We start from the raw sequence: 26,401 nt of genomic DNA on the forward strand, positions 1-26,401 counted from the left end.
CCCGAGCATTTAAGTCAACTATAAGACCTAGTGCTTTAGTCGGGTTTACCCGCAAAAGAGCGCGCGCACTATAGCAAAGACGGGGCGCGGACAGCCAGCGCAACCGCGTGATCGTTCTTCGCGAGCAGGCTCGCTCCCACATTGGAATGCATTGCTCTTGTGGGAGCGAGCCTGCTCGCGAAAAGCAGCGCCGCGGTTCAGCCTGCTTTCGATTCGTCCTTGCCCTTGACGCAGGCGAAGTCTTCTTCACGCAGCTCAGGCAGATCTTTCGCACAGTAATTGCTGCCCAGATCCTTCAGCGCGCCGCACATGCCTTCCAGACGCCCGTCCACCGCTTGCAGATGGTCGAGTAACTGGCCGATGGCGCGGGCCACCGGGTCGGGCATGTCTTCGCTGACGCCGTAAGCGTCGAAACCGATCTTTTCCGCCATGGCTTTGCGCTTGGCGTCCTGCTCTTCATCGGTCTTGACGATGATCCGCCCCGGAATCCCCACCACCGTGGCGCCCGGCGGCACTTCCTTGGTGACCACAGCGTTGGAGCCGACTTTGGCGCCTGCACCGACCGTGAACGGGCCGAGAACTTTGGCACCAGCACCGACCACGACGCCATCACCCAGCGTCGGGTGGCGCTTGCCTTTGTTCCAGCTGGTGCCGCCGAGGGTCACACCTTGATAGATGGTGACGTCGTCGCCGATCTCGGCGGTTTCACCGATGACGATGCCCATGCCGTGATCGATGAAGAAACGCCGACCCACCTTGGCACCCGGATGAATTTCGATCCCGGTCAGCCAGCGACCGAAATTCGACACCAGCCGCGCCAGCCATTTCAGTTCGTTGCGCCAGAGCATGCCGGCCAGACGATGAATCCAGATCGCATGCATGCCGGGGTAGCAGGTCAGGACTTCAAAAGCGTTACGCGCCGCCGGGTCTCGATGGAATACGCTCTGGATATCTTCACGCAAACGCTCAAACATCATTCAATCCTTCCGCTTTAGAAGCTCGCCACGGGCCGCTTTCTGGGTTTCCGTGAGGATGCCACGCAAAATATTCATTTCCGCCCGGCTGACCGAGCTGCGTCCGTACAACCGGCGCAGGCGCGCCATCAAGTGCCGTGGCTTTTCCGGGTCGAGGAATTCGATGGCAACCAGCGTCTGCTCCAGGTGCTCATAGAATCGCTCCAGCTCATCCATGGTCGCCAGCTCGGCGCTTTTCACCGAGGCCACTTCTTCTTTCTCGACCTTGCTTGGCTGACCCTGTGCAGCCAGCCAGGCCATGCGCACTTCATAACTCAACACCTGCACCGCCGCCCCGAGGTTCAGCGAACTGAAGGTCGGATCGGAAGGGATGTGCACGTGGAAGTGACATCGCTGCAGCTCTTCGTTGGTCAGGCCGGAGTCTTCACGACCGAACACCAAAGCAATCTCCGCGCCCTGCCCGGCTTCCTCGACCACTTTGTTGCCGCATTCGCGCGGATCGAGCAGCGGCCAGGGAATACGCCGGTCGCGGGCGCTGGTGCCGAGCACCAGATTGCAACCGACCAGAGCATCTTCCAAGGTGGCGACGACTTGCGCGTTTTCAAGGATGTCACCAGCACCGGAGGCGCGGGCGTCGGCCTCGTGGTGCGGGAAGACCCGCGGTTCGACCAGCACCAGTCGCGACAGACCCATGTTTTTCATGGCGCGCGCGGCCCCGCCGATGTTGCCGGGGTGGCTGGTGTTGACCAGGACGACACGAATGTTCTGCAGCAAGGGAGGCGCTCTCGGACACAGGAAAGGGGGGCAAATCTTACAGAACAGCCTACCGTTAAGCTATGAAAGCGAACAGCGTCCTTCACCTGAAGAAAAGTTCTGATAGAATGCGCGGCTTTCTTTAACAACCTTAGGTGACACATCCATGCAGCCCATGCTGAATATCGCGCTGCGCGCCGCCCGCAGCGCCAGTGAACTGATCTTCCGCTCCATCGAGCGCCTGGATACCATCAAGGTCGACGAAAAAGACGCCAAGGATTACGTATCCGAGGTTGATCGCGCCGCTGAACAGAAAATCATCGATGCCCTGCGCAAGGCTTACCCGAATCACTCGATCCAGGGTGAAGAAACCGGCCTGCACGCTGGCACCGGCATCGAAGGCGAAGAGTACCTGTGGATCATCGATCCACTGGACGGCACCACCAACTTCCTCCGTGGCATTCCGCACTTTGCAGTGAGCATTGCCTGCAAATATCGTGGTCGCCTGGAACACGCAGTGGTTCTGGACCCGGTTCGCCAGGAAGAATTCACCGCCAGCCGTGGTCGCGGCGCTCAACTGAACGGTCGCCGCCTGCGCGTCAGCGGCCGCACCAGCCTCGACGGCGCTTTGCTCGGCACTGGCTTCCCGTTCCGTGACGACCAGATGGACAACCTCGACAACTACCTGGGCATGTTCCGCGCCCTGGTTGGCCAGACTGCCGGCATCCGCCGCGCCGGTTCGGCGAGCCTGGACCTGGCTTACGTGGCTGCCGGTCGTTTCGATGCGTTCTGGGAGTCGGGCCTGTCGGAGTGGGACATGGCTGCAGGCGCCCTGCTGATTCAAGAAGCCGGCGGCCTGGTGAGCGACTTCACCGGCGGTCACGACTTCCTGGAAAAAGGCCACATCGTTGCCGGCAACACCAAATGCTTCAAGGCAGTGCTGACGGCGATCCAGCCGCACCTGCCGGCTTCGCTGAAGCGCTAAGCTTTCCGCGAAACCAAAAAGCACCCTCCGGGGTGCTTTTTTTATGCCTGCAATTCCAAACAGCACAATTTCCTGTGGGAGCGAGCCTGCTCGCGAATGCGGTGCATCAGCCAACATCAATGTCGGCTCTCGGAATGCATTCGCGAGCAGGCTCGCTCCCACAGAGGGTCACGGACAGCCCTGAATCGCGAGTACAAAAAAAGCACCCCGCAGGGTGCTTCTTTTCAAAACCGTAAAGCCTTACTGACCCGGCTCATTTTGCGACAGGATCAGCTTGCCTTCCTTATCGACCGGAATCTGGTTGCCCGGATCGCGATCCATCCGCACCTTGCCTTCCTTGCCATCGAGCGAGTAACGCACGTCGTAGCCGACGACCTTGTCGCTGATGTCATTGACCGTGTTGCAGCGGGTTTGCGTGGTGGTGTAGGTGTCACGGTTCTGCATACCTTCCTGCACCTTGTTACCGGCATAACCGCCGCCAACTGCACCGGCAACCGTGGCAATCTTCTTGCCGGTACCGCCACCCACCTGATTACCCAGCAAACCGCCGGCTACGGCACCGATCGCAGTACCGAGAATCTGGTGTTGATCCTTGACCGGTGCCTGCCGAGTCACCGTTACATCCTTGCACACTTCACGTGGAGTCTTGATCTGTGTCTTGACCGGCTCAACGGCTAATACTTGCGCATACTCAGGGCCGCTTTTAACCAGGCTGTAGGTGGCAACAGCACCCCCGGCTGTGACACCGACAGCACCCAATACCGCACCAACCAGCAACGACTTGTTCACATGAACCTCCTGACCATCACATGCGGGACGCGCCCGCGCTTCTCCCAGCCTTGGAGCACAAAAAAAGGCGCGAGTTCAACTCGCGCCTTTTGTCAGCTGACAGCCGGGACATCGCTGGCCGTTATGGACGGTCGTCGACTTCCTTATCGGTGTTGGCCGGAGGAATCAGATCCTCGGTGGTCAGGTTCAGCCAGATCAGCACCACGTTGGCGATGTAGATCGACGAGTAGGTACCCGCCAGTACACCGATGAACAGCGCGATAGAGAAGCCGAACAGGTTGTCGCCGCCGAAGAACAACAGCGCCGCGATCGCCAGCAGAGTGGAGATCGACGTCGCCATGGTGCGCAGCAGGGTCTGCGTGGTCGAGATGTTGATGTTCTCGATCAGCGTCGCCTTGCGCAGCACGCGGAAGTTCTCACGCACCCGGTCGAACACCACGATGGTGTCGTTGAGCGAGTAACCGATGATCGCCAGCACCGCCGCCAGCACTGTCAGATCGAAGGTGATCTGGAAGTACGAGAGGATACCCACGGTCACGATCACGTCGTGGATCAGCGACACAATGGCGCCGACCGCAAACTTCCACTGAAAGCGGAACGCCAGGTAGATCAGGATGCCGCCGAGCGCCAGCAACATGCCGAGGCCGCCCTGGTCGCGCAGCTCTTCACCGACCTGCGGGCCGACGAACTCGACACGCTTGACCGTCGCCGGGTTGTCGCCGCCGACTTTCTGCAATGCGTCTGCGACCTGATGGCCCAGCTGCGGGTCTTCACCCGGCATGCGCACCAGCAAGTCAGTAGTGGCGCCGAAGTTCTGCACCACGGCTTCGTGATAACCGGAAGTCGCCAGTTGCTCGCGCACCTTGGTGACGTCGGCCGGACGCTCGTAGGTCAGCTCGATGAGCGTTCCGCCGGTGAAGTCCAGGCCCCAGTTCATGCCCTTGGTGGCGACGCTGAACAAGGCAATGACGGTAAGCAGCAATGTGACGCCGAACGCGAAGTTGCGAACGCCCATGAAGTTGATTGTACGTAACATGGCAGCCCCTTAAATCCACAACTTCTTGAAGTCACGTCCGCCAAAGATCAGGTTGACCATTGCGCGGGTCACCATGATGGCCGTGAACATCGAGGTAAAGATCCCGAGGGACATGGTCACTGCGAAACCCTTCACCGGGCCAGTGCCCATGGCGAAGAGAATGCCGCCGACCAGCAAAGTGGTCAGGTTGGCGTCGAGAATCGCGGTGAATGCCCGGCCGAAGCCTTCGTTGATTGCCCGCTGCACAGTCATGCCGGCGGCGATCTCTTCACGAATCCGCGAGAAGATCAGTACGTTGGCGTCGACCGCCATACCCATGGTCAAGACGATACCGGCGATACCCGGCAGGGTCAGCGTGGCGCCCAACAGCGACATCAATGCCAGCAGCAGCACCATGTTCACCGCCAGCGCGACGGTGGCGATGACGCCGAAGAAGCGGTAGATGGCGATGATGAACAACGATACGAACAGCATGCCCCACAGGGAAGCGTCGATACCTTTGGTGATGTTGTCAGCACCCAGGCTCGGACCGATTGTGCGCTCTTCAGCGAAGTACATCGGTGCAGCCAGACCACCGGCACGCAGCAGCAGCGCCAGCTCGGACGACTCGCCCTGACCGTTCAGGCCAGTGATGCGGAATTGCGCACCCAGCGGCGACTGAATGGTCGCCAGGCTGATGATCTTCTTCTCTTCCTTGAACGTCTGAACCGGCACGTCTTTCTCGACGCCATCAACCACTTGCTTGGTGTAAGTGGTGACCGGGCGCTGTTCGATGAAGATCACCGCCATGCTGCGACCGACATTGGAGCGGGTCGCGCGGCTCATCAGCTCGCCACCGTGACCATCCAGACGGATGTTCACTTCAGGCGTGCCGTGCTCGCCGAAACCGGCCTTGGCGTCGGTGACCTGGTCACCGGTAATGATCAGACCACGCTCGATCTGCGCTGGCGGACGGTTGCCTTCGCGGAATTCGAACGACTCGGAAGTGGCTTTCGAAGCGCCCGGCTCGGCGGCCAGACGGAACTCGAGGTTGGCCGTCTTGCCGAGAATACGCTTGGCTTCGGCAGTGTCCTGCACGCCCGGCAGCTCAACCACGATGCGGTTGGCGCCCTGACGCTGCACGATCGGTTCGGCAACACCCAACTCGTTGACGCGGTTACGTACCGTGGTCAGGTTCTGCTTGATGGAGTATTCACGGATTTCCGCCAGCTTGGCCGGGGTCATCGCCAGACGCAGCACCGGTTGACCGTTGAGATCGGCCGGAACAATGTCGAAATCGTTGAAATTCTTGCGGATCAGCGCACGGGCCTGTTCGCGGGAATCTTCATCGCTGAAGCCCAACTGAATGGCACCGCCCAGTTGCGGCAGGCTGCGATAGCGCAGCTTCTCTTTGCGCAGCAGACTCTTGACGTCGCCTTCGTAGACTTTCAGGCGTGCATCGAGGGCTTTGTCCATGTCCACTTCGAGCAGGAAGTGCACACCACCGGACAAGTCCAGACCCAGCTTCATCGGGTGCGCACCGAGGTTGCGCAGCCATTGCGGGGTGGTCTGTGCCAGGTTCAGCGCGACGACGTAGTCATCACCCAATGCCTTGCGCACAACGTCCTTGGCCGGCAACTGGTCTTCAGCCTTGCTCAGACGGATCAGACCGCCCTTGCCGCCTGCCGTCAGCGTGGCCGCCTTGACGTTGATGCCGGACTCTTTCAGCGCTGTGCTGACACGAGCCAGATCGGCGTCATTGACCTGCAGAGCCGTGCTGGCGCCGCTGATCTGAATGGCCGGGTCATCAGGATAAAGATTGGGAGCGGAATAAATCAGACCGATCGCCAGCACCGCCAGGATCAGAATGTATTTCCACAGAGGGTATTTGTTCAGCATCACGCCGCCCGTTATGAACGCGGGGCGCCTTGCGCGCCCCGTCGATTGAGTAGAAGTTGTTGCTCTTAGATCGCTTTCAGCGTGCCTTTTGGCAGCGTGGCGGCGATGGCGCCTTTCTGGAACTTCATTTCCACGGTGTCGGACACTTCCAGAACCACGAAGTCATCGGCAACCTTGGTGATCTTGCCGGCGATGCCGCCAGTGGTCACGACTTCGTCGCCCTTCTGCAGGCTGCTCAGCAGGTTCTTCTGCTCTTTGGCGCGCTTGGCCTGTGGACGCCAGATCATCAGATAGAAGATGACCAGGAAGCCGACCAGGAAAATCCACTCGAAGCCGCCGCCCATTGGGCTTGCAGCAGCCGGTGCAGCTGCGTCAGCCATGGCGTTAGAGATAAAAAAGCTCATTTAGCACTCCAGTTGCAAATGTTGAATCTTGGGGTCAGAAAACTCAGTCCAAAGGCGGGACGGGAAGTCCGCGTTTGGCGTAGAAGGCATCGACAAAGGCGGCCAATGTACCCTGTTGAATAGCCTCGCGCAAACCAGCCATCAGCACCTGATAATGGCGCAAGTTATGGATGGTATTGAGCATGCTGCCGAGCATTTCGCCGCACTTGTCCAGGTGATGCAGATAAGCACGCGAGAAGTTCTGGCAGGTGTAGCAATCGCAGGTCGGATCCAGCGGCGATTCATCATGGCGATGGAACGCGTTACGGATCTTCAGCACACCGGTATCGATGAACAGATGCCCATTGCGGGCATTACGGGTTGGCATCACGCAATCGAACATGTCCACCCCGCGGCGCACACCCTCAACCAGATCTTCCGGTTTGCCAACGCCCATAAGGTAACGAGGTTTGTCAGCGGGCATCTGGCCCGGCAGATAATCCAGCACCTTGATCATTTCGTGCTTCGGTTCGCCCACCGACAGACCGCCGATGGCGAGGCCGTCGAAGCCGATCTTGTCGAGGCCTTCGAGCGAGCGCATGCGCAGGTTTTCATGCATCCCGCCCTGAACGATGCCGAACAGCGCTGCGCTGTTGTCACCGTGGGCATTCTTCGAACGCTGGGCCCAACGCAACGACAGCTCCATCGATACCCGCGCGACGTCTTCGTCAGCCGGGTACGGCGTGCATTCGTCGAAGATCATCACAATGTCGGAACCGAGATCGCGCTGCACCTGCATCGATTCTTCCGGGCCCATGAACACTTTGGCGCCGTCGACCGGAGAAGCAAAGGTCACACCCTCCTCCTTGATCTTGCGCATCGCGCCGAGGCTGAACACCTGGAAGCCGCCGGAGTCGGTGAGGATCGGGCCTTTCCACTGCATGAAATCGTGCAGGTCGCCGTGCTCCTTGATCACTTGAGTGCCGGGACGCAGCCACAGGTGAAAGGTGTTGCCCAGAATGATTTCCGCGCCGGTGGCGACGATGTCACGCGGCAGCATGCCCTTGACCGTGCCGTAAGTGCCGACCGGCATGAACGCCGGGGTCTCGACGGTGCCACGGGGGAAGGTCAGGCGACCACGACGAGCCTTGCCATCGGTGGCCAGCAGCTCAAAGGACATTCGACATTCGCGACTCATTCTGTTTCCTCTGGGCCTGTCTGTTCAGGGGCAGTTGGAGCGGGATTGCGGGTGATGAACATCGCATCCCCGTAACTGAAAAAGCGGTAGCCGTTTTCCACGGCGGCCTTGTAGGCGGCCATGGTTTCGGGATAACCGGCAAACGCGGAAACCAGCATCAACAGCGTGGATTCCGGCAAATGAAAATTGGTCACCAGGGCATCGACCACATGAAACGGCCGGCCCGGATAGATAAAAATGTCGGTGTCGCCACTGAACGGCTTGAGCACACCATCGCGCGCCGCACTTTCCAGCGAACGCACGCTGGTGGTGCCGACCGCAATCACCCGACCGCCACGCGCACGGCACGCAGCGACTGCATCGACCACATCCTGGCCGACTTCCAGCCACTCGCTGTGCATATGGTGATCTTCGATCTTCTCGACACGCACCGGCTGGAACGTCCCCGCGCCGACGTGCAACGTCACGAATGCAGTCTCGACGCCCTTCGCAGCAATCGCCTGCATCAGCGGCTCATCGAAATGCAGCCCCGCCGTCGGCGCCGCCACCGCGCCCAGACGCTGGGCATACACGGTCTGATAACGCTCGCGATCCGAGCCTTCATCCGGACGGTCTATATAAGGAGGCAACGGCATGTGCCCGACACGGTCGAGCAGCGGCAAGACTTCCTCGGCAAACCCCAGCTCGAACAACGCATCATGACGCGCCAGCATCTCGGCTTCGCCACCGCCGTCGATAAGGATCTTCGAACCCGGTTTCGGCGACTTGCTGGAGCGCACATGGGCCAGCACGCGGTGCGCATCGAGCACGCGCTCGATGAGAATTTCCAGCTTGCCGCCGGACGCTTTCCGCCCGAACAGCCGCGCCGGAATCACCCGGGTATTGTTGAACACCATCAAATCGCCCGGGCGCAAATGCTCAAGCAAATCAGTGAATTGACGGTGTGCCAGGGCGCCGCTCGGCCCATCAAGGGTCAGCAGGCGACTACCGCGACGCTCGGCCAACGGATGGCGGGCGATCAGCGAATCAGGAAGCTCGAAAGTAAAGTCAGCAACGCGCATGATGGGGTTCGTCTAGCAGGGCCGGAAAGTCTAGCGGAAATATCAAAAATTGACCATGAAACGTGATTGACCAACGGTAATCACCTCTCTATACTTCGCCGCCATTGAGCCCTGATGGCGGAATTGGTAGACGCGGCGGATTCAAAATCCGTTTTCGAAAGGAGTGGGAGTTCGAGTCTCCCTCGGGGCACCACATAGCAGTATCTGAGAGTCTCTACCAGCCTCTCAGACCCAGAGAAACCGGCCACTTGGCCGGTTTTTTTGTGCCTGTCTGTCTACCCCTGTCTCCCCTTATCCGTTGTATCCCTGTATCCCTGCTTGTATCCTGAGAAAAATACCGAACTTTGGGATACAAGGATGAAGCGCGCAGACATCAAGCGCCGCCCTCTCGCTGACACGACACTTGCGGGATTGGAGCCGGAATCAAAGGAATACCGAGAGCTGGACGGAAATGGCGTCTACTTCAGGGTTAAACCTGACGGTGGTAAATCCTGGCAGCTCCGCTACAAACGTCCGGCGGGCAATTGGGCTTGGATGGGGCTGGGGGGTTATCCAGAAGTAAGCGGTGCATTGGCACGGGACAAAGCTGCTGAACTGCGCAAGGTAGTGAGCAGCGGGGCCGATCCTCTCGAGCAAAAACGCTCTGCCAAAGCGGCAATTGATGCTGCCAGGACTCGGACCTTCCGAGCCGCAGCTGAAGCTTGGCTCAAGGCCAAGGAAGAAAAGGGACTCGCGCCCTCCACTCTTAACAAAATCCGCACTTACCTCGACAAAGACATACTCCCAGCGCTGGGAGATAAGCCCCTTGACGAAATCACTCGTACCGACTGTGCAGAACTTCAGGCATCTCTCGAAGCCCGAGACGCACACAACGTGGCGGAAAAGTGCCGCACTTGGATCAATCAGATATTCGGGCGTGCCATCGGCCTAGGTCTCACGGAAAACGATCCGGGCAGTCGCCTACGAGATATTGCAGCTCGAGCCCCAAAGACTCAGCAACATCCTCATTTGTTGGAGCCTGAGCTGGCAGAGTTCCTCCATGCACTCAAAAACACTCCCAGCAGGCTGACGGCCCGAACTGCAGCATGGCTCTGTATCTGGACCGCATCGAGACCGGGCATGGTTCGGTTAGCTGAATGGAAAGAGTTCGACCTTGATAAAGCAATATGGACGACGCCTGCCGCCAAGATGAAGATGCGCAGGGACTTTGTTTGTCCACTCCCCAAGCAAGCGCTTTCCGCTCTCAAAGAACTTCACAGCCTAACAGGTCGCAGTCGCTGGCTATTCCCCGGAGTGGGCGCGAAGAATCCGACGATTAGCGAAAACACCATCAACAAAGTCTTCGCGACGATTGGCTACAAAGGCCGTTTGGTTGGTCATGGGACTCGTCACACCGCCAGCACTTTGCTCAGGGAACACGGCTGGCCGAAAGAGCATGTCGAAGCGCAGCTTGCTCACAAAGAAGAGGGAATATCCGGGGTATACAACAAGGCTCAATACCTAGAGCACAGAGTGAAGATGATGCAGTGGTATGCAGATCACCTTGATGCGTTGGCATGCGAAAAGGTGATCAAGGGACAATTTGGGAAAGCGGTATGAGTGCATCTATCCGTACCACCGTCAAAATCCATGTTACGGGTGTTACTCGTGTAACTGTGCCGGCCAAACACCCGGATTCATTGGCTTTCAATCCCGTTACACTTCAGCACGCAGTTCCGTACATTCGATGTAACGCACGCCGATTGTGTAACGCCGCGACAAACCCCTTGCCCGCTGCGGGCCGACAATCCTCACACTTGGCAACAGCGCAAATCTCGCTGCCTATGCTTCAAACTCGCAGGGCGCGGGACAGTGCGTTGCAAGTCGAGAGCCATTCGCATGATTGATACCCACCCGATCTTGCACTCGGCGCTAACCGCTGGCCTGATCCAATATCTCTCAGAGCAGCCACTCTACGAGTTCTGCAATGAACAGATCACTGACGTGTGCGAGCTGATCAATCAGTGCTGCGTTCGCATCCAGACCGGCGACATCAGCAGCGACATGAGGAGCATGTGCATCCAGACAACGATGCATGAGGAGGCTATTTTTCAGTACGCCTCAACCGACAAAAAAAACCGTCTCGCGCATTGGGTTCGCCAATACAGCAAGTGTCATTCGGCATCGGAACGCGAGGCATATGCAGCCTACGTCATGGCCTGCGCAGTAAAAGCGCTGAGCGCCTTAGCTGACTGGATGCGCTCCACCGAACAAGAGGCTTGGTCACATGTTGCCGAGCCTCCGACGGATTGGCCGTGGGATCTTTATTGTCAGGTTGTGGAAAGACAGGTCGATCCTAACGAACGTATTGAAGCATTGGACCAATACGTGCTGTTTTTGGAGCCCATAACATCCCTACCCTGCTTGATCAGTGACGAGCTGACCCCAATCGCTTACAGGGCAATCGAGAACGCTATCCGCACTAAGGGCGGCATCATCAGCGGAATGGAGCGTAACGAAGAAATCGGCGCACGGGATACAGCAATCATTAGGCAAGGTCGACACTACGTGTCTAGCGGAATGTCACGGCGAAACGTGACCACGGCGGTTCACGCCTGGCTGGAACGGGAGGTGTCCAAACCACTCAAACAGCGCGCTGAGTGGGTGACAATGGAAACCGAAAAAGCGCTAACCCGCAAAAGCGTGGAGGGAATCCTCAAGCGCAACTTTGTGGTGTGACCGATATTTCAATGTCATTTCAAATGGAAGTGAACTGCTCACCGCCGACCAATTTCTAGACCATTGCTCTCGTTGTCCAAATCAATCGAGAGCAATACCTATGAACACCTCTGTCACCGATTTCCCCCGTAAGACGCCCGCCAACGCCGCCTCACTTTTTGATGCCGCTTCAACTCTAATCCGCATGCGGGAAGTGGAAGGCATCGTGGGGATGAAGCGTTCGACCATCTACAAACTGATGCAGCGCACCGACTGCGGCTTTCCCCAGCCCGTAAAACTGAGCAACAGCAACGCACGCGGCGCCCCTGTCGCCTGGGTCCTTTCCGAAGTTCAAGCGTGGGCGCGCAGCCGCATCGAGGCACGTGACCAGGTGGCTGCATGAGCCACAAGACTGCAAACAACGCTTTGATGCACCCCTTTTCCGTGTTGCGTCGGATCGGTTTCTCGTCTCGCGTCATGCAGCGTCTTGAACGCTACCGCAGCCAGCAGGACAGGCGAGGTCGCGTTGTCAGCGTGCTCAGCTGGGCCGACGGCACATGGTGCGCGCTCTCCCTCCACTGCGAAAAGATCGGGGCCGTTGTCGTCGACGAAGGCCAGCAGGTCGACGCTTACGAAAACGCCCGCTCCATGCTCAGCGGCGGATTTCTGCCCCTTCTCTCCCTGCGCTGGGAAGCCCATGCCTGAAACGAAAACGCCTCCGGGGGCGATCCGGAGGCGTTGAGGTAAATCTACATGCACGAACAATTTATGCCGCACCTGAAAAAACCGCAAGCCATCAGCGCAGTTGCACTTTGGAAAAACGGACGTTACTCTCTGGGCGTCGCTGCAAATTCAGCGATTGGGCTTGGCGGTCCATACAGTACAAGGCGCAACAGCGCCCCCATTACGATTGCAGGCGCTTTTTTTGTGCCCGCATTCCCGTGTTATGGCGGGTTGCGTAGGAGCACCCTCGGGTGCGCCGGTCTCCTTGTACGCCGGTCCGCCAATCCTGCGCAATCCGTCACCCTAATCTGCTTGGCGGCAGACGGTGGCGGTTCCTCAGTACAAGGAGCCTTCACAAATGCAACACGCCCTCAATCCGTCCAAAATTCGCGCCGCTGCACATCGTGCAATGGCTCTCGCCGCTTTACACGCCAACTCCAGCCTCGCTACACGCCTCTCCCGCTACAACGCTCACATGGCCAAAGCCCGCGCGCTCGAAACCGCAGGCGGTGCCTAATGAACAACTCACTGAGTTTTGCCCTGCCCGAAAACCTGCTTTGCGTGAACCCAACTGCCGAAGCCGGCGTACCTATCGACGCCATCACCTGCGCTATCGACCGCGCTGACTCGGTGCTGACGTTGCTTGAGGATCACTTCGAAAACGAATCCTCGCGCCTTGCCAATCACGTCATTGCTGCCGTCCTCTGGGACGTGCGCGGCACCCTCGGCCTGATCAAAACGCTGGCCATGCACGGTGACAACACTTCTACGCCTGCAGTGCAGAAGGGCGGTGCGCTATGACCACCTCCACCACGCTGGGTCACGCCACCTTTTCCCGCGTTAACGCCACTGACCTGAAGCTGTTTCGCGTCAATGCCGGTGTGCCCGTCGAGGATGCACTGGAGATGGTGTCGTTGCTGCAACATCACGCGAACCAGCTCAACTTCGACGCTGCCATGAGTGACCGCGGCGAGCGTTTCAGTTGGCCCGCTCTGTACCTGGGCGAGATGGCCAAAGCGTTGATCGATGACATCAACGACGCGCTGTTTCTGCCGAGGGCTGACACATGAGCCAGCGCCCGAACAGCACCGCGAAACGCCCAAGCTTTGCCGACGTGAAAGCCGCCGCACTGAAAGAGATTGAGCGTGTCCTGTCGCATTGGCTGCCCAACGGCAAGCGTGTGGACGGCGGCAAGGAATACACAGCCCCGAATCCTACCCGCAGCGACAAGCGCGCCGGTTCGCTCAAGGTCAATTTGAACAAGGGCACCTGGGCAGATTTTGCCACCGGCGACAAAGGCGGCGACCTGATCGATCTGGTGCGCTATCTCGACGGCGGCACCGACGTTGAAGCCTGCCACAAACTGGCCGACTGGCTGAACGTTGCGCCCGGCGCCGCCAACATCAAAGCCGCCCCGAGCAAACCTAAGGCCGCGACATGGAACGCCATCCAGCCGATCCCAAACGAGGCCATGAACAAGTGCCCGGCCAAGCACCGTGATCACGGTGTGCCGTCCAAGGTCTGGATCTACCGTGACGCGCAGGGTCAGCCCCTCATGGCGCTGTATCGCTTCGACCTCGGCCCGGATGAAGACGGCAAGCCGAAGAAGGTCTTTGCGCCCCTGACGTGGTGTCAGCGTGCCGATAGCCAAACCAAGCAATGGCGCTGGCAAGGTCTGCCGGATCCGCGTCCGCTGCTGCGTCTTGATGAACTGGCCCAGCGCGCTGACGCACCGGTGGTTCTGTGCGAAGGCGAGAAAGCTGCGGATGCCGCCGCCGAGTTGCTGTCGGACTACGTGGCCACCTGCTGGCCGAACGGCTCCAACTCCTGGCACAAAGCACAACTGACGCCGCTCAAGGGACGCGACGTTTTGTTGTGGCCGGACAACGACGACAGCGGTAAAGCCTGCATGGACACTGTCGCCGAGAAGCTGCGGGAAATCGGCGCCGCTTCGGTCCGAGTCATCGCACTGGAGGTGTTCAAACGCAAGCCGACGCTGAAAAACGACCGTGCCGCGTTTGCCAAAGGTGGTCAATGGGATGACGGCGACGATGCCGCCGATGCACTCAGCAAAGGCTGGACCGCCGGCCACTTCGCCGAACTGGAAAGCAGCGGCGAGCTATTCGGAGTAATCGAAGAAAAACCAGTAGTTACCCAGGTGGAATCCAAGCCGGAACCGGAAGCGAAACCCAAAGCAGCGGCCAAGCGACCGGCAAAATCGAAAAGCGACCTGATGCCGGGAGGCTTTCGCCTGACGCCCGAAGGTGTGTTTTATGCCGGCGACGACGGCGAAGCACGCCCGGTGTGTTCGCCACTGGCAATCCTTGCGCGTACCCGTGACGAGAAGGGCCACAACTGGGGTTTGTTGGTCGAATTCGACGACCCCGACGGGACCAAGAAACGCTGGAACATTCCGGCGCGCACCATGACCGGCGACTTCGGTAAGGACGTGCTCGGCCCGTTGGTGGACATGGGGTTGCGTCTGGCGGGCAGCCGCTCGGGACGAAACGCACGCAACGATCTGCAGAGTTACCTGGGCGGCTTCGACAGTGCTCAACGTGCGCGACTGGTCACCCGTTTGGGCTGGCATGACAACGCCTTTCTGTTGCCCGAGCAGCAGGTCGGCATGCACGCGGAACACCTGCACTTCTACGAAGCCGGCGCGCAACTTCCGCCGATCAGCGAAGCGGGCACGTTGGAGCAATGGCAACAGCAGATCGGCGCGCTGTGCATCGGCAACCATCGCTTGGCGTTTGTCGTCGGCGTAGCCTTCGCCGGTCCCCTGCTGCACATGCTTGGCCATGAGTCAGGTGGCTTTCACCTCTACGGCGACAGCTCCGGCGGCAAGACCACTCACCTGCAAGTCGCCGCCTCGGTCTACGGCGGACCACGCTTGGTGCGTTCGTGGCGCTCGACTGATAACGCGCTGGAATCTATCGCAGCAGCACATTCGGACGGCCTCCTGGTACTCGATGAAATCGGCATGTGCGATCCGCGCATCATCGGCGAGACGGTTTACATGCTCGGCAATGGCACCGGTAAAGCTCGCGCCAATGATCGAGGCCAAGCAGGCCGACAGGTGCAGGAGTGGCGTTTGCTGTTTTTGTCCACGGGCGAGAAGACCTTGGCGCAGCACATGGCAGAAGCCAACAAGGAGCTAAAAGCGGGCATGGAGGTGCGCATGCTCGCCGTCCCGGCCGATGCCAGCAAAGGCCTCGGCATGTTCGACACGCTCAACGGTTTCGAAGACGCGGCAGCACTGTCCGACGCGCTCAAAGCCCGCGTGGCGAACTACTACGGCACGCCGCTCACCGCGTTCTTGACCGCGCTGTGCGAACCCGGCAAGCGCCACGGCTGGGCGGCAATCCTGCGCCGCACGCTGGAAGGATTTGTTGCCCAAGCGCTGCCCGCCTCTGCCAGTGGACAGGCACACCGTGCCGCGGCGCGCTTTGGTCTCGCGGCTGCTGCGGGCGAGTTGGCCAGCGCTATGGGCATCACCGGCTGGCCGGACGGGACCGCCACCACTGCTGCTCGCGTTTGCTTGAACGCTTGGCTCAACGAGCGCGGCGGTGCCGGCAACTTCGAAGGCGATGCGATCTTGGCGCGTCTGCGGCAAGTCATCGAGCGATTTGGTGAAAGCCGCTTCACACGGTGGGAATCGGCGGCGGCCAAGATCGATGAACACGGCCCTCGTACCATCGACCGCCTCGGCTTTCGCAAAACGCTGGAGCACGGCATGGGCGACACCATGCACACCACCAACACCTATTACGTGCTGCCTGAGGCGTGGCGCTCCGAGATCTTCCGGGGCATGAACATCAACGCCGTGAACAAGGAACTGCTGCAGCGCGGAGTGCTGGAACCGGCTAGCGACGGCAAGGCATCGAGTTTGGTCCGGTTGCCCGGTCTGGGGCCGCAGCGCTGCTACATCGTGAAGACGATTCCGGGAAAGGATGAGAGCGAGGCTCGGGCTGCCTGAGGGCATCTCTGCTGATCGAGGTAGCGCCGGCTAATTCCCGGCCTCGCCAGCCGTCATTCAACCCAAACCCAATTTGAAGGAACAAGAGAGATGAACGAATTCCAAGCTTCTACCGAACAACATGAACTGCTAGCCAGCGAACTGGGCTGCAGCGAGGCCATCTTACTTTCACTGCCGAATTCGGATAGCACTCTCGCAGCCGCTAACTGCGAGAAGAAGCAACGGTTGATCGATGAGATCGACCAACTGACCACCCGTCGTGATAAATACCTGAGGGCGGCTGAAGAGCACTACGCCAAGATAGCGCCCTTGGAAGCCTTGCTGGAGGGCGACGAAGTATTAGACGTGGATCGCCTGCGTGAAATCCGCAGTGAGTACAACACGCTGAAACTTCCGTACGACTCCAGTAAACACCATGCCTGGCTCCTCAATGCTCAGATCACTCGACGCGAGCAACTGCTCAACCACGAAACCTTGATGGCCGGTTACACCGAATCGATGGCGAACTGGAAAGCCGACGAGCAAGAACTCAACGAAAAACGCGACAGCCTCAGCACGCGCTTGGAACAGATCCAGCAGCAAGCGGAAGAAGACATGGCCAAGGCCCGGCAAGCCGAAACCGATGCCGCCACCGCCTATGCGCAGGCGGTGGCCTGGGGCGATACCGAGGGCGAAAAGAACGCCAATACAGACGCGCAGAAAGCCGCGAAAAACCTCGCGACTGCAACCGAGCACAATCGGCGCCAACACTTGATCATCGCCGCGCTGGAACAGGAACTGGTTATCGTGGAACAGCACATTGCCGAGGCGCAAAAGGAACACCTTGCCATCCAGAGAACAGCCATGTTGCTGGCTGAGAAGGTATTGGAAGAGCAATGGAACGAAAAAGCCCAGGCACTAATGAATATGGGTGCCAAGCTGTGGGCTGTCCAACGGATGCTCGGTGGCGATCAACTCAGCTTGAGAAGGCTAGTACTTCCTAAAGAAGGTGAAGGTTTCGACACATGGGGCAGTCGAGAGCTGTCGGAGCGATCCGGCCAGTACAGCGTACAAGACATTCTCTCGCTGTAACGCGCTGAGCCACCTGAAACAGCCTGCGCAAGTAGGCTGTTTAGAACAACGTCAGGACGAAGATCATGATCACTCAAATCCGAAGCAGCGCGAGCTGGAGAGACACCTTGAAAGCGCGCAAAGAGCATTTGGCCGCCCTGCTGAAAATTGTCGACATCAAAACCGGAAAGGCCACAACGGTCCAGGCACTCACCATTAATCTGATCAAAAACGAAATGAGCTACGTGGAAAGCAAGTTGAAAGGCCGACCGTAACGATAACCTCATAAGCTGTCGTACGATTAAGATAAATACCCTCAAATCGCTCATCAGGAAGATCCCATGTCCAAACTTGCCGAATATCGTCAGCTGGAAAAACATTTGGCCGAGCAGCTTCAGACGCTGGAAACACTAAAGAGCGACGGCGCGCTGAAAAAGTAAATCGAGTTCGAGACCAAACTCCGTAACCTACTGGATCACTACGGATTCAGCCTAAAGCACATCATCAATCTGCTAGATCCGCAGAGCACCGAGCGCAGTCAGGCTTCAACCTTTAAGCATGGCACTCGCAGACCTCGCAAACTGAAGAATTACATGAATCCACACCGGCGAAATGGTTGAAACTAAAGGTGGCAATCGCGAGACACTTAAAGAGTGAAAACCAAACACGTAGCCGAAACTATTGAAAGCTGGGTGCGCAAGTAATTAACCTTCTAAAAAGGGCCTAACGGCCCTTTTTTTACATTAGCTTTATCTGTTTTACTATCAAAACTGTTTGAGAATAACTCTATGACCACAAGACAAAAAAACAACAAAACTTACATTCATCAAAATGATTACTCAATCGCCTATCCCACGTTTCAAGAACCCTTATAAACACAAACTAAATTGTTACATTCCAACAAATAGGGCCAAGCGACGAGAGACAGATTATAAAAAGCTAAAACCTAGCCCAAGGTCTGCACTCGATCCGTACGCACGATAGTACTACTATACAAAACATGGCTATGTGCTACGATCCAATTTTAAGGGGGGTTGTCTCACCTAAAATTTAGGGAGGTCCACCATGTACAGACAGATCGCAATGGATTGGCATCATGGTTCAGATCACTGATTTTCCATTTTTGGGTAAATTCATACCTTTGGCCCGGAAAGGGTCGTCGTCAGATAACCGGTTTACAGTGATCCTGGGAAAAAACGGTGTTGGAAAAAGTCGACTGCTTGCCGAATTAGTTTCAAATTTTTCCAAACCGTTACTCGACAAAGAGTCAAAGTATTACGTCGGACAGTTGAACTCACTACCGTCAAAAATAATCGCGGTATCAACAAGCCCCTTTGATAAATTTCCCGCAGCTCGCAGAGACCTAAATGCTTCGTCGGCTTACAGCTATATTGGAATGCGCGCAAGTAGCGCTGTAACGTCCAATCAAATGGCACTAATCTTATCAGCAGCCAAAGGGCTAATGACTAAGTATCTAGAAACAGAACAGCATGAAAATTTGATAGAGATTTTCGACCTACTTTCACTTAAACCTACATTAAACTTTGTATTCAGACTTAATCTGCGTCAAAAAATAGAGATTAAGACACCTGAGGGCGGTCGAATTCAATTCTCGTTCGAGGGTATGATTCCGGATTTTTACAACGATGAACCAGACGTTCTGAAAGAAATGATGGATGAATCCACCTTTCTAAAATACGTTGAAGAAAACCAAGAGTCGCGCGCTAAAATCAGGCATGCCTTAGCAGTACTATGGGATCATATTGAGCACCAAAGAGGTATGTTTTTCAAACTAGACTTTGACTATTCGAGCAAACACGGGACAGGTTTTGTAAGCAAAGAGATCGTATCATCTTTGCTAGTATTACTTTCTTCCAACTTAGTAAAGCTTTACGATCTAAAAATAACAAAAACGACTAGTAGCAGGGGCACACATGAAATGTCGCTGCGTCGCGCCAGCTCCGGCGAACAATGTTTGCTAGTCATGATCTTAGGAATTGCAGGGCATATTAAGCATAACTCCTTGATATTGATTGATGAGCCGGAAATTAGTCTGCATCCATCTTGGCAGGCCAAATTCATGGATCTGATCATTAATATTTTTAGAAGTTATTATGACTGCCACTTTATCATTGCGACACACTCCCCCCAAATTGTTTCAAGACTCTCACATAAAAACTGCTTCATCACTACAATGGATGACAACATTCTTCACAATGCATCTGACTTTCATCAGCGCTCTGCCGATTACCAGCTTACCGAGCTTTTCGACTCTCCTGGCATGATGAATGAATATGTCTCTAGAATTGCCTTTACCCTTCTAACGAAAGTCAAAGCACAAAAATCGATCATGTTGATTGATGAAAAGATGCTTTCTCGGCTATATCAAATAAAATCTAACCTCGAACTTGGCGACCCCAACATTGAACTTATTGACTCAGTAGCAGAGGTGTGCAACTACTATGCCACACATCAATGACTGCTACAGTTTTTCCAAAATTGAGCAAAAAACAATAAAAGACTTAATGGACCAGGGCTTTAATTATAGAGACTGGGGATGCGACGATCTCCAAGAGATACGTTCAAATATACGCCGCTTCTACCGAGATGTTCAAAGAGGTCTATGTCCGTATTGCATGAAAGCTATTTCCCTTCATGCCGCTGGCAATGCACACGTTGAACATATATTACCCAAATCATTATTTCAGAGCTTTATTTTCGAACCAAAAAACCTTTGCGTGATTTGTGCGGACTGCAATACTGCGAAGAATAACGGAAATGCGATAAATGACGATGAAATGGATACGTGCAATGGAGCTGCTCAGACGTATCCAAGATCCACTAGAAGATTTAAAATCGTGCACCCGCACATTGATGAATATTCAGAGCATATAGTCAGAACAGGGATATTTTACGTAGACAAGACCCCTAAAGGACACTTCACGATAGGAATTTGTAAGTTAAATATTGCAACCCACAAATATGGTCACGAGGAAGGTGTAATAGATGATTTTGATTACTTCCAAATGATGCAAAAATTTCAAAGCGGAACTGACATTGAACAACGGGAAGTTTTTGACAAAATAAGAGCTTTAATCCCGCGCCCGGCTTAGTCCGCAAAAAACCTGCCTGGCTAGCGCAAAAAAACTTATTAGAATTGCGCTAGACCAGAATCAGGATGTTTTATCAGGTATCCCAGTCTTTGGCCCTCTTGCTTCTGTGCTTTTCTAGTAAATCCATAAAACTAAGATTTATTCTAATTGTACTAATCAACGCGCAGATTTGCAGACCACTGACAAATAGAAGCACAAACTGAATTACACCTGCCACCCACAATCTCACGCCCAAACCAAATTCATTTATAGTTGAGACGAGGATTAGCAACACAACAGCAGCTATCATTGTTGACGCAGACTGAACAATTACACTTATAATTTCTTTAAGTCGTGCAGTATCCTCACCTCCTGCAGAGAAATCAACATTTACTAGGTTTTCTCCTTTCAGAGTCTTAAGTACATTGGGATAAAGAAATGCCACCCAGATACTCATAATAGTAAAAATAGCACCCGCAATTGCGACTAATAAACCAAGAATATTAGATATCGACCCAGCATCAATATCAATTCTTAAGAAAAGCATTATCAAAGGCGCCACAAAACAGGCAATGATAGCTTTCATAAACGTGTTCCAGTGACAGATTCAGGATTAACCCTAACTTCTCCTCCACTGTCAACAAGAGGCAAATACGTATCCCGAGATTGTGAGACAATGCTATAAAGCTGATCACAGCTATATGCATCAATTGTAGGAGGTAGCACTATCCGCTCCACTATCCTATGCTGCTTTATAGACGTACCATTATCATTTTCATCAATAAAGATAACATCCGCCCAACCGTTCTCACTAAACCCCGACGAGTAGCTTATTAACTCTTTCATCTGCTCCATTGTAGGAGTAGCTTCCAGCTTTATTTCGACTTTGCGAACACTATCATCTGTTTCCCTTTCTTTGGGAAAGAACCTAGTCATAAACGACTGAAAATAGTTGAATATTTCTATATTTGCTTTATCTAAACCATCTTTACCCGAAACCACAACCTCCATCTCAGCATTCCTAGCCTCATCGCTCACGGTAACTTCGTTACGAAGGAGCATGTATTTCGTTGTCTCACATATTCTTTCTAGATACTCCTCACTAGTCTTAAATATTTTGATATTTGTCGAAAACCGGTAAAGCAAGTTATAGGTCTCGGGACTTTCCGGAGTGCTAAATGAAATTCTAGTTTCTGAATCACCTGGCTGACGCGAATTATAACCTGGAAACTTAAGCCGATACCTTACACAATAATTCACCCATTTCTGCATCAACTCCGAGTCACACTTTGAATCGTCAAACTTTATTGACACCACCATATTCTTTTCAGGAATAACCCAATAGTAGCATGGGTGCCCCCACACATAGTTCTCTCCGGTACTCGACGCCCCGCTAGCTATATAGTTACCGGTAGGTTTCCCATCTGTTCCCAACTCAAGACCCCGAAAGCCTCGCGTGTCCGTTGGATCATGCTTCCACAGCACAACCAAAAAATCTCCATTAGGAAATTCTTTAATTTCCCGGCAATAGCACATCACTGGATCGTTATCCGCTTTCCCTTTACTCGGCCAAGGAGCTGTCTCCTTAAAACCTCTCCCTTTTACCCAATTTACAAGCTCGCGAAATACTTGACTAGTTCCCAGCCCATGATTCTTAGATACAATTTCGTCACCAGAGGTTTTTCTTTGAACTCGATAAAGGCCACTTTGTTCGATCTCAAAGAAATTTAGGTATCCATAGTTGTGTTCACGCTTGAATTTTGACATCTACAATTCACTTCCTTGATTTTATGGCGAAAACTCTTTGACTCGTCCGCAATCATGTTACTTCAAAGCCTTTACAATTAGGTCGTAGTGATCAAGTCACGCACCACTCCTAGCCCACCTTGTTATCTCCCACCAGCTAAGAGCCCGGACCTCTGTGTGTTTGCTTCCATAGATTCACGCTTTCACTTATGTAGCAGCATGAGAGACATGGGGCAATCATAATTCTGATCCCATCAGCTAAATGGTAGCTTTCCTAACGGAGATTGGATGGATGAAAGCGAGAGACCTCATAGCCCTTGAAATCATTGCGCGCGCCCTTTGTGGGTTTGGTCTATAAAGTAGTGACCACAAATCCCTGAGGGAGCCAACCATGAGTAAAGACAGAGACAGGACGATATCCAAGCGACCAGATGGAACCTGGGAAAACAAGCGCAATGACTCAGAACGCGCATCAAGCGTCCATAACACCCAAGCAGAAGCTCAAAAAGCCGCTCGCGAGATGCTCAAGAATCAAGGGGGAGGAGAGCTGACCACGAAGGGGGTTGATGGACGGATCCGCGACAAAGACACAATTGCCCCTGGTAACGACCCCAGCCCGCCAAAAGGCTAAGCTCAGCCCCCTTCAGCATTCAATATTGCCCAAGTGCGCAGCGGCTCCCGTCGTGAGCGCACTGCTGCCCCACAGGCGAATCACCCAGGCCCCAACCGGGATCGCCGTCGATGTTGGCTGCCATGCACTCGCACACCGCGTTTTTTTTCGACCTAAGCGTACAATTTCTCTTTGTCAATTCCTTAGCCCATCACTGAGCTTATTCCTGCCCGTGCGCCCGGTGGCATCGGCGAAGACGCCTTACAGACCCTCGATACTCGCCATATCCAAAGCCCCGACAGTCTCCAGTTCCACGACTAACTCACCGGCACAGTAATTGGCAGGCGACAGCTCATCGGCGCTGGACGTCTAGCTCATACGGCTAGGAGTTTGAGTCTGGACCTTCACCGCCTCCGGCAAGTGCTTTGCTTTGGGCCTGCCAATAATGGCGTACGCAAGCTTCAAATCTACACCTATTCTCATGGGTTTCGTTACAGTTATCGATACCATGGGTCGAGTATAGTAAAAACTGATTTTGCTTCAACACGTACTTGCTGTAGATATCGTAAGAACCTATAGGGGAAAACCTAATGCCCTTGCTGTGTCGATATGAATCACTGCTACTTAAAAAAAACGTATGCCTATCGCAGCCCTACTCGCATCGCATAAGTCAGTGCCTAGCATTGCGACTTCAATACTATTCCTCACTCAGAAGGATCAGTAAATTCTCGGTATTAGATGAGATCGCACTGCTTGAAAAAACACCGACAAGTCGCCCTACCGGTACAAAAATGGCAGAAAAGTTCAGAGGCCCAATTTTAGGACGGTTCTGGCACAAGCATTACTATGACGCAAGGCATCTGCCCCAGAACGTCCTGAACAAATGGTTCGGCGAATACGCCGTGAAACAGGAATTGCTGAAGCTGAAGTTACGTGAAGTTTTGATGGCAGATGAGGATGATACAAACATGGAAAAGTACTGGGAGGCTAAGGCCAACCGTGTATCACACGCCATCGTCTATGGGGGGATTGAGGCGAGAAAGAATAGAGGAGCGTTGACAGGAGAATGGCTGATATATTATGAACATGTAGGATTAAATTATTACTTAGATTTAGCCGACCACAGGGAACTAAACGATCAGCAAAAACTTTTTGATCGCCTGAAGGATGAATGCGCATGGGAGTTCCCTTTCGCGTTCGACTCGTCGTCCACTAGCAGTTGCGTCCCACCTGCATGAGTTTATCCAAGACCCCGAGGCTACACCCCATATAGATAAAATACGTTCGAATGTATGCGATAACGCCCCCAGCTAAGGGGGCAAAATCGTCTAAAGATTATTGGTAAGCCAATCAGAGCAATTTTTATCTAAGCCAACCCAAGCTCCTGCACCTGAGAGCCCTAAGACCAGCAGCTTGTCATTAGAATCGACATGTTTCTTCAACTGGTCGCGGATCTGCACAAGTGAAAGGTCGGACTTAATAATCCAGGTTGACTCGACGCAATGCCACCACGAGCCCAATGCTTTTATTGCATCGTGAAGCTCTGTGTATTTTTTTCCTGGGGAAATCAGATCGTACGTGATCAAGACCGATGCCATCGCCGCCTCCATTCGCTTAAAAATATCGAATTGATATCAGTTCGAAAGCGTAGTCAGGATTATTGAATCATCCAACTTTTCGAAAGCCAGCCTCCTAGGGATTTGTCTCAGAAGACAAACACCAAAACATTAACAATTCTCATTAAAATCAGGATCTTGCGCTTTATAAAGCTTGACGATGAAGGGGAGAATTGAACGCTAAAACGGCACAATAAACGCGGCAATGTTCCTATTTGTTAGTCAACACGAAAAGCCCTAATGACCCGACAGGAAATAATAACCTCACCCTAAGCGTTACACGGGCCGGGTCTGTAACACATCTCTCCACCGACAAAGGGCACCAGTGTTACCTATAAAATATTCAATAAATACAGTGAGTTAGATTAATCCGTTACACCAGTAACCCGCGTAACACTGGTTTTGAGAGAGATACCCCGCTCCCCGGAAGCATCCATCCCCCAGCGAAGGGAAGCACCAGCCTCCAATCAGGGGCTGGGGTCCCTGAGTCTATTATTTGGACACGGGGTCGGAAACCCGCAGGACCTCGTTAGCGGGAGAACTCCCAGCTTAGTGAACAGGTGAACCCGGTGAACTGCCGGTTCACCTGTGCATTTGCCCTATGGAATGGCCTACCTGAGGTCACCATTACCGATATGGTAAGGGTGGCTGTTTTTCGATGTGTTTCTTTCAATTTCAATGACTGAAATTTCAGTAACTCTTCAGTCCTCCCACTAACGAAGCCCCGCGGGTTTCCGACCCCGTACTACTGGAAAAGCTCTAGGGGCCCCCTCCATTGTTTGAGAATTCCCACGCAGGCACCCACGCAACCAAGGAGTAGTCGTCAAAGTTGTGAAACGCGGCTAAGCTTCGCTCCCCCAGGGCAATCACAAAGGACTAAAGATGGCCACCAAGGTCAGCAATCCGCTAACTGTCGTAGCAATATTTTCCACCCTAGCGGAAGGCTTCGCGACAATATCGCTCATCAACCTTCCCCCCGAAATTCAATCTGTATTCGTTTACTTCGTCATGATTTTTCCGATCCTGATCGTGGGAACGTTCTTCGCACTACTGAACTGGAACCATACAGTCCTTTATGCACCAAGCGATTTTGCAGATGAGGAGATGTACTTGGAGTCCCTCCGCCTGAAGGAGGCCGTGAAACTGGAGGTCATCGGCAGCTTGACGAAGGTTGTCGGTGACGAGGTAGCTCTATCGGCTGAACAGGTTCAACGGATCACGGAAAAGGTTGGTGGTGCAGTTGAACAGGCATCAATGGACTCTCGGAAAGAGAAAATCTTGAGTTTGCTTGTGGATGGCGAGCTTTCTACCCAGGACGTTTACGAGAGGATGAGCATCAGCAAGGTATACGTGTATCGTTTGCTGGGGGACCTGCATACCGAAGGCAAAATCGTCCAACGTAAAGAAGGTAGGCATGCGTTTTGGTCTCTGCCCTAACGTTTCGAAGGTGCGGTATCGAATACAGCACTACTGAGCTTGTATCCCTACCTGTATCCCTAATCATATAATCGCTCTGCAAGACACGGGTTATATGGAGTGCGCGAGTCTCCCTCGGGCACCAACACAGAGAAAAAGGTCTTGCGAAAGCAAGGCCTTTTTTTTCGTCTGGAGGAAAGTGGAGGGTTGTTTTTGTCTTTTTTCCAAAACAATCAGGGCAACCAGCTTTTCACTCTTGCGGCGCCGGGGCCAACGCGCCACCGGCTAGCCTAATGCCCAACCGTCTAGGGCAACAAGGCCATCAAAAAACCTCAATCGAACCTGCATTAATTGCTCTGACTCCATGTCCTGACGCTGGGGAACTGGCCGGATCGGTTACGTGCCGCAGGTTTTG

At 54.4% G+C, this 26,401-nt stretch carries 27 protein-coding genes, 1 tRNA gene and 1 pseudogene; 18 read left to right on the top strand and 11 right to left on the bottom strand.

Annotated features, from left to right (window positions below):
• Nucleotides 1–197: 197 nt before the first annotated feature.
• The gene (gene cysE / locus AB4N53_RS14345) at nucleotides 198–974 is read right to left on the bottom strand and encodes a serine O-acetyltransferase (RefSeq protein WP_024014221.1); all 777 of its coding nucleotides are present in this window, start codon (nucleotides 972–974) and stop codon (nucleotides 198–200) included.
• A 3-nt stretch (nucleotides 975–977) separates the two neighbouring features.
• The gene (trmJ, locus tag AB4N53_RS14350) at nucleotides 978–1,748 is read right to left on the bottom strand and encodes a tRNA (cytosine(32)/uridine(32)-2'-O)-methyltransferase TrmJ (protein WP_073473313.1); all 771 of its coding nucleotides are present in this window, start codon (nucleotides 1,746–1,748) and stop codon (nucleotides 978–980) included.
• A gap of 145 nt (nucleotides 1,749–1,893) precedes the next feature.
• Here trmJ and suhB point away from each other — a divergent pair, with 145 nt between their 5' ends.
• Entirely contained in the window at nucleotides 1,894–2,712 is an 819-nt protein-coding gene (gene suhB / locus AB4N53_RS14355) for a type III secretion system regulator SuhB (RefSeq protein ID WP_016773320.1), read from the top strand.
• 240 nt (nucleotides 2,713–2,952) lie between these two features.
• On the opposite strand, the gene AB4N53_RS14360 is transcribed toward suhB, so the two are convergent.
• The 6 genes from AB4N53_RS14360 to queA all read right to left on the bottom strand — a co-directional run bounded on the left by AB4N53_RS14360 (nucleotide 2,953) and on the right by queA (nucleotide 9,057).
• The gene (locus AB4N53_RS14360; RefSeq protein ID WP_039761427.1) at nucleotides 2,953–3,501 is read right to left on the bottom strand and encodes a glycine zipper 2TM domain-containing protein; all 549 of its coding nucleotides are present in this window, start codon (nucleotides 3,499–3,501) and stop codon (nucleotides 2,953–2,955) included.
• 121 nt (nucleotides 3,502–3,622) lie between these two features.
• Nucleotides 3,623–4,537 (bottom strand): protein translocase subunit SecF, encoded by a 915-nt coding sequence (gene secF, locus AB4N53_RS14365; RefSeq protein ID WP_110603668.1) that lies wholly within the window; start codon nucleotides 4,535–4,537, stop codon nucleotides 3,623–3,625.
• Between the two features lie 9 nt (nucleotides 4,538–4,546).
• A complete protein-coding gene (gene secD, locus AB4N53_RS14370; RefSeq protein ID WP_039761424.1) occupies nucleotides 4,547–6,415 on the bottom strand; it encodes a protein translocase subunit SecD in 1,869 nt (622 codons plus the stop codon).
• 65 nt (nucleotides 6,416–6,480) lie between these two features.
• Nucleotides 6,481–6,819, bottom strand: a complete 339-nt coding sequence (gene yajC, locus AB4N53_RS14375; protein WP_016773317.1) for a preprotein translocase subunit YajC — start codon at nucleotides 6,817–6,819, stop codon at nucleotides 6,481–6,483.
• 43 nt (nucleotides 6,820–6,862) lie between these two features.
• Nucleotides 6,863–7,978, bottom strand: coding sequence for a tRNA guanosine(34) transglycosylase Tgt (tgt, locus tag AB4N53_RS14380; RefSeq protein WP_460125464.1), 1,116 nt, complete (start codon nucleotides 7,976–7,978; stop codon nucleotides 6,863–6,865).
• 14 nt (nucleotides 7,979–7,992) lie between these two features.
• Nucleotides 7,993–9,057, bottom strand: coding sequence for a tRNA preQ1(34) S-adenosylmethionine ribosyltransferase-isomerase QueA (queA, locus tag AB4N53_RS14385; RefSeq protein WP_460121274.1), 1,065 nt, complete (start codon nucleotides 9,055–9,057; stop codon nucleotides 7,993–7,995).
• A gap of 108 nt (nucleotides 9,058–9,165) precedes the next feature.
• On the opposite strand from queA, the gene AB4N53_RS14390 reads away from it, so the two are divergent.
• The 14 genes and pseudogenes from AB4N53_RS14390 (at nucleotide 9,166) to AB4N53_RS14455 (ending at nucleotide 20,619) form a co-directional block, all read left to right on the top strand.
• Nucleotides 9,166–9,250, top strand: a tRNA-Leu gene (locus AB4N53_RS14390).
• A gap of 164 nt (nucleotides 9,251–9,414) precedes the next feature.
• Nucleotides 9,415–10,656: a tyrosine-type recombinase/integrase gene (locus tag AB4N53_RS14395; protein WP_460121276.1), complete on the top strand. Its 1,242-nt coding sequence runs from the start codon at nucleotides 9,415–9,417 to the stop codon at nucleotides 10,654–10,656.
• Between the two features lie 279 nt (nucleotides 10,657–10,935).
• Nucleotides 10,936–11,775 (top strand): hypothetical protein, encoded by an 840-nt coding sequence (locus AB4N53_RS14400; protein WP_460121278.1) that lies wholly within the window; start codon nucleotides 10,936–10,938, stop codon nucleotides 11,773–11,775.
• 100 nt (nucleotides 11,776–11,875) lie between these two features.
• Nucleotides 11,876–12,157, top strand: coding sequence for a helix-turn-helix transcriptional regulator (locus AB4N53_RS14405; RefSeq protein WP_085641060.1), 282 nt, complete (start codon nucleotides 11,876–11,878; stop codon nucleotides 12,155–12,157).
• Complete coding sequence (locus AB4N53_RS14410) at nucleotides 12,154–12,459, top strand: hypothetical protein (protein WP_460121280.1); 306 nt, start codon at nucleotides 12,154–12,156, stop codon at nucleotides 12,457–12,459. The genes AB4N53_RS14405 and AB4N53_RS14410 overlap by 4 nt, the downstream gene beginning before the upstream one ends.
• Nucleotides 12,460–12,835: 376 nt before the next feature.
• Entirely contained in the window at nucleotides 12,836–12,994 is a 159-nt protein-coding gene (locus tag AB4N53_RS14415) for a hypothetical protein (protein WP_253481999.1), read from the top strand.
• The gene (locus AB4N53_RS14420) at nucleotides 12,994–13,278 is read left to right on the top strand and encodes a hypothetical protein (protein WP_253481997.1); all 285 of its coding nucleotides are present in this window, start codon (nucleotides 12,994–12,996) and stop codon (nucleotides 13,276–13,278) included. The genes AB4N53_RS14415 and AB4N53_RS14420 overlap by 1 nt, the downstream gene beginning before the upstream one ends.
• Complete coding sequence (locus AB4N53_RS14425; RefSeq protein ID WP_253481995.1) at nucleotides 13,275–13,547, top strand: DUF3077 domain-containing protein; 273 nt, start codon at nucleotides 13,275–13,277, stop codon at nucleotides 13,545–13,547. Before AB4N53_RS14420 ends, AB4N53_RS14425 begins: the two co-directional genes overlap by 4 nt.
• Entirely contained in the window at nucleotides 13,544–16,456 is a 2,913-nt protein-coding gene (locus AB4N53_RS14430) for a DUF927 domain-containing protein (RefSeq protein WP_460121283.1), read from the top strand. The genes AB4N53_RS14425 and AB4N53_RS14430 overlap by 4 nt, the downstream gene beginning before the upstream one ends.
• Before the next feature lie 90 nt (nucleotides 16,457–16,546).
• Nucleotides 16,547–17,527, top strand: a complete 981-nt coding sequence (locus tag AB4N53_RS14435) for a chromosome segregation protein SMC (RefSeq protein ID WP_460121285.1) — start codon at nucleotides 16,547–16,549, stop codon at nucleotides 17,525–17,527.
• A 65-nt stretch (nucleotides 17,528–17,592) separates the two neighbouring features.
• Entirely contained in the window at nucleotides 17,593–17,781 is a 189-nt protein-coding gene (locus AB4N53_RS14440; protein ID WP_253481988.1) for a hypothetical protein, read from the top strand.
• Between the two features lie 66 nt (nucleotides 17,782–17,847).
• A pseudogene (locus tag AB4N53_RS14445) lies at nucleotides 17,848–18,210 on the top strand (histone-like nucleoid-structuring protein, MvaT/MvaU family).
• A gap of 392 nt (nucleotides 18,211–18,602) precedes the next feature.
• Nucleotides 18,603–19,985 (top strand): AAA family ATPase, encoded by a 1,383-nt coding sequence (locus tag AB4N53_RS14450; RefSeq protein WP_460121287.1) that lies wholly within the window; start codon nucleotides 18,603–18,605, stop codon nucleotides 19,983–19,985.
• Nucleotides 19,969–20,619 (top strand): HNH endonuclease, encoded by a 651-nt coding sequence (locus AB4N53_RS14455; protein WP_460121289.1) that lies wholly within the window; start codon nucleotides 19,969–19,971, stop codon nucleotides 20,617–20,619. Before AB4N53_RS14450 ends, AB4N53_RS14455 begins: the two co-directional genes overlap by 17 nt.
• A 73-nt stretch (nucleotides 20,620–20,692) precedes the next feature.
• Here the strand turns inward: AB4N53_RS14455 and AB4N53_RS14460 are convergent, their stop codons facing one another.
• On the bottom strand, nucleotides 20,693–21,184 hold the full coding sequence (locus tag AB4N53_RS14460; RefSeq protein WP_253481980.1) for a hypothetical protein: 492 nt from the start codon (nucleotides 21,182–21,184) through the stop codon (nucleotides 20,693–20,695).
• Nucleotides 21,181–22,365 carry a hypothetical protein gene (locus AB4N53_RS14465; protein ID WP_460121292.1) on the bottom strand — a complete coding sequence of 395 codons (1,185 nt, stop codon included), beginning with the start codon at nucleotides 22,363–22,365 and terminating at the stop codon, nucleotides 21,181–21,183. The genes AB4N53_RS14460 and AB4N53_RS14465 overlap by 4 nt, the downstream gene beginning before the upstream one ends.
• Before the next feature lie 370 nt (nucleotides 22,366–22,735).
• Here AB4N53_RS14465 and AB4N53_RS14470 point away from each other — a divergent pair, with 370 nt between their 5' ends.
• Complete coding sequence (locus AB4N53_RS14470) at nucleotides 22,736–22,975, top strand: DUF2188 domain-containing protein (RefSeq protein WP_253481974.1); 240 nt, start codon at nucleotides 22,736–22,738, stop codon at nucleotides 22,973–22,975.
• A 770-nt stretch (nucleotides 22,976–23,745) separates the two neighbouring features.
• Nucleotides 23,746–24,192, top strand: a complete 447-nt coding sequence (locus AB4N53_RS14475) for a hypothetical protein (protein WP_456025985.1) — start codon at nucleotides 23,746–23,748, stop codon at nucleotides 24,190–24,192.
• Nucleotides 24,193–24,282: 90 nt separating this feature from the next.
• Here AB4N53_RS14475 and AB4N53_RS14480 read toward each other — a convergent pair whose 3' ends face one another.
• A complete protein-coding gene (locus tag AB4N53_RS14480) occupies nucleotides 24,283–24,552 on the bottom strand; it encodes a type 1 glutamine amidotransferase family protein (protein WP_253481967.1) in 270 nt (89 codons plus the stop codon).
• Between the two features lie 900 nt (nucleotides 24,553–25,452).
• On the opposite strand from AB4N53_RS14480, the gene AB4N53_RS14485 reads away from it, so the two are divergent.
• Nucleotides 25,453–26,007, top strand: coding sequence for a winged helix-turn-helix domain-containing protein (locus AB4N53_RS14485; RefSeq protein WP_460121295.1), 555 nt, complete (start codon nucleotides 25,453–25,455; stop codon nucleotides 26,005–26,007).
• Nucleotides 26,008–26,401: the final 394 nt, after the last annotated feature.

The organism is Pseudomonas sp. H3_E04, assembly GCF_054668915.1.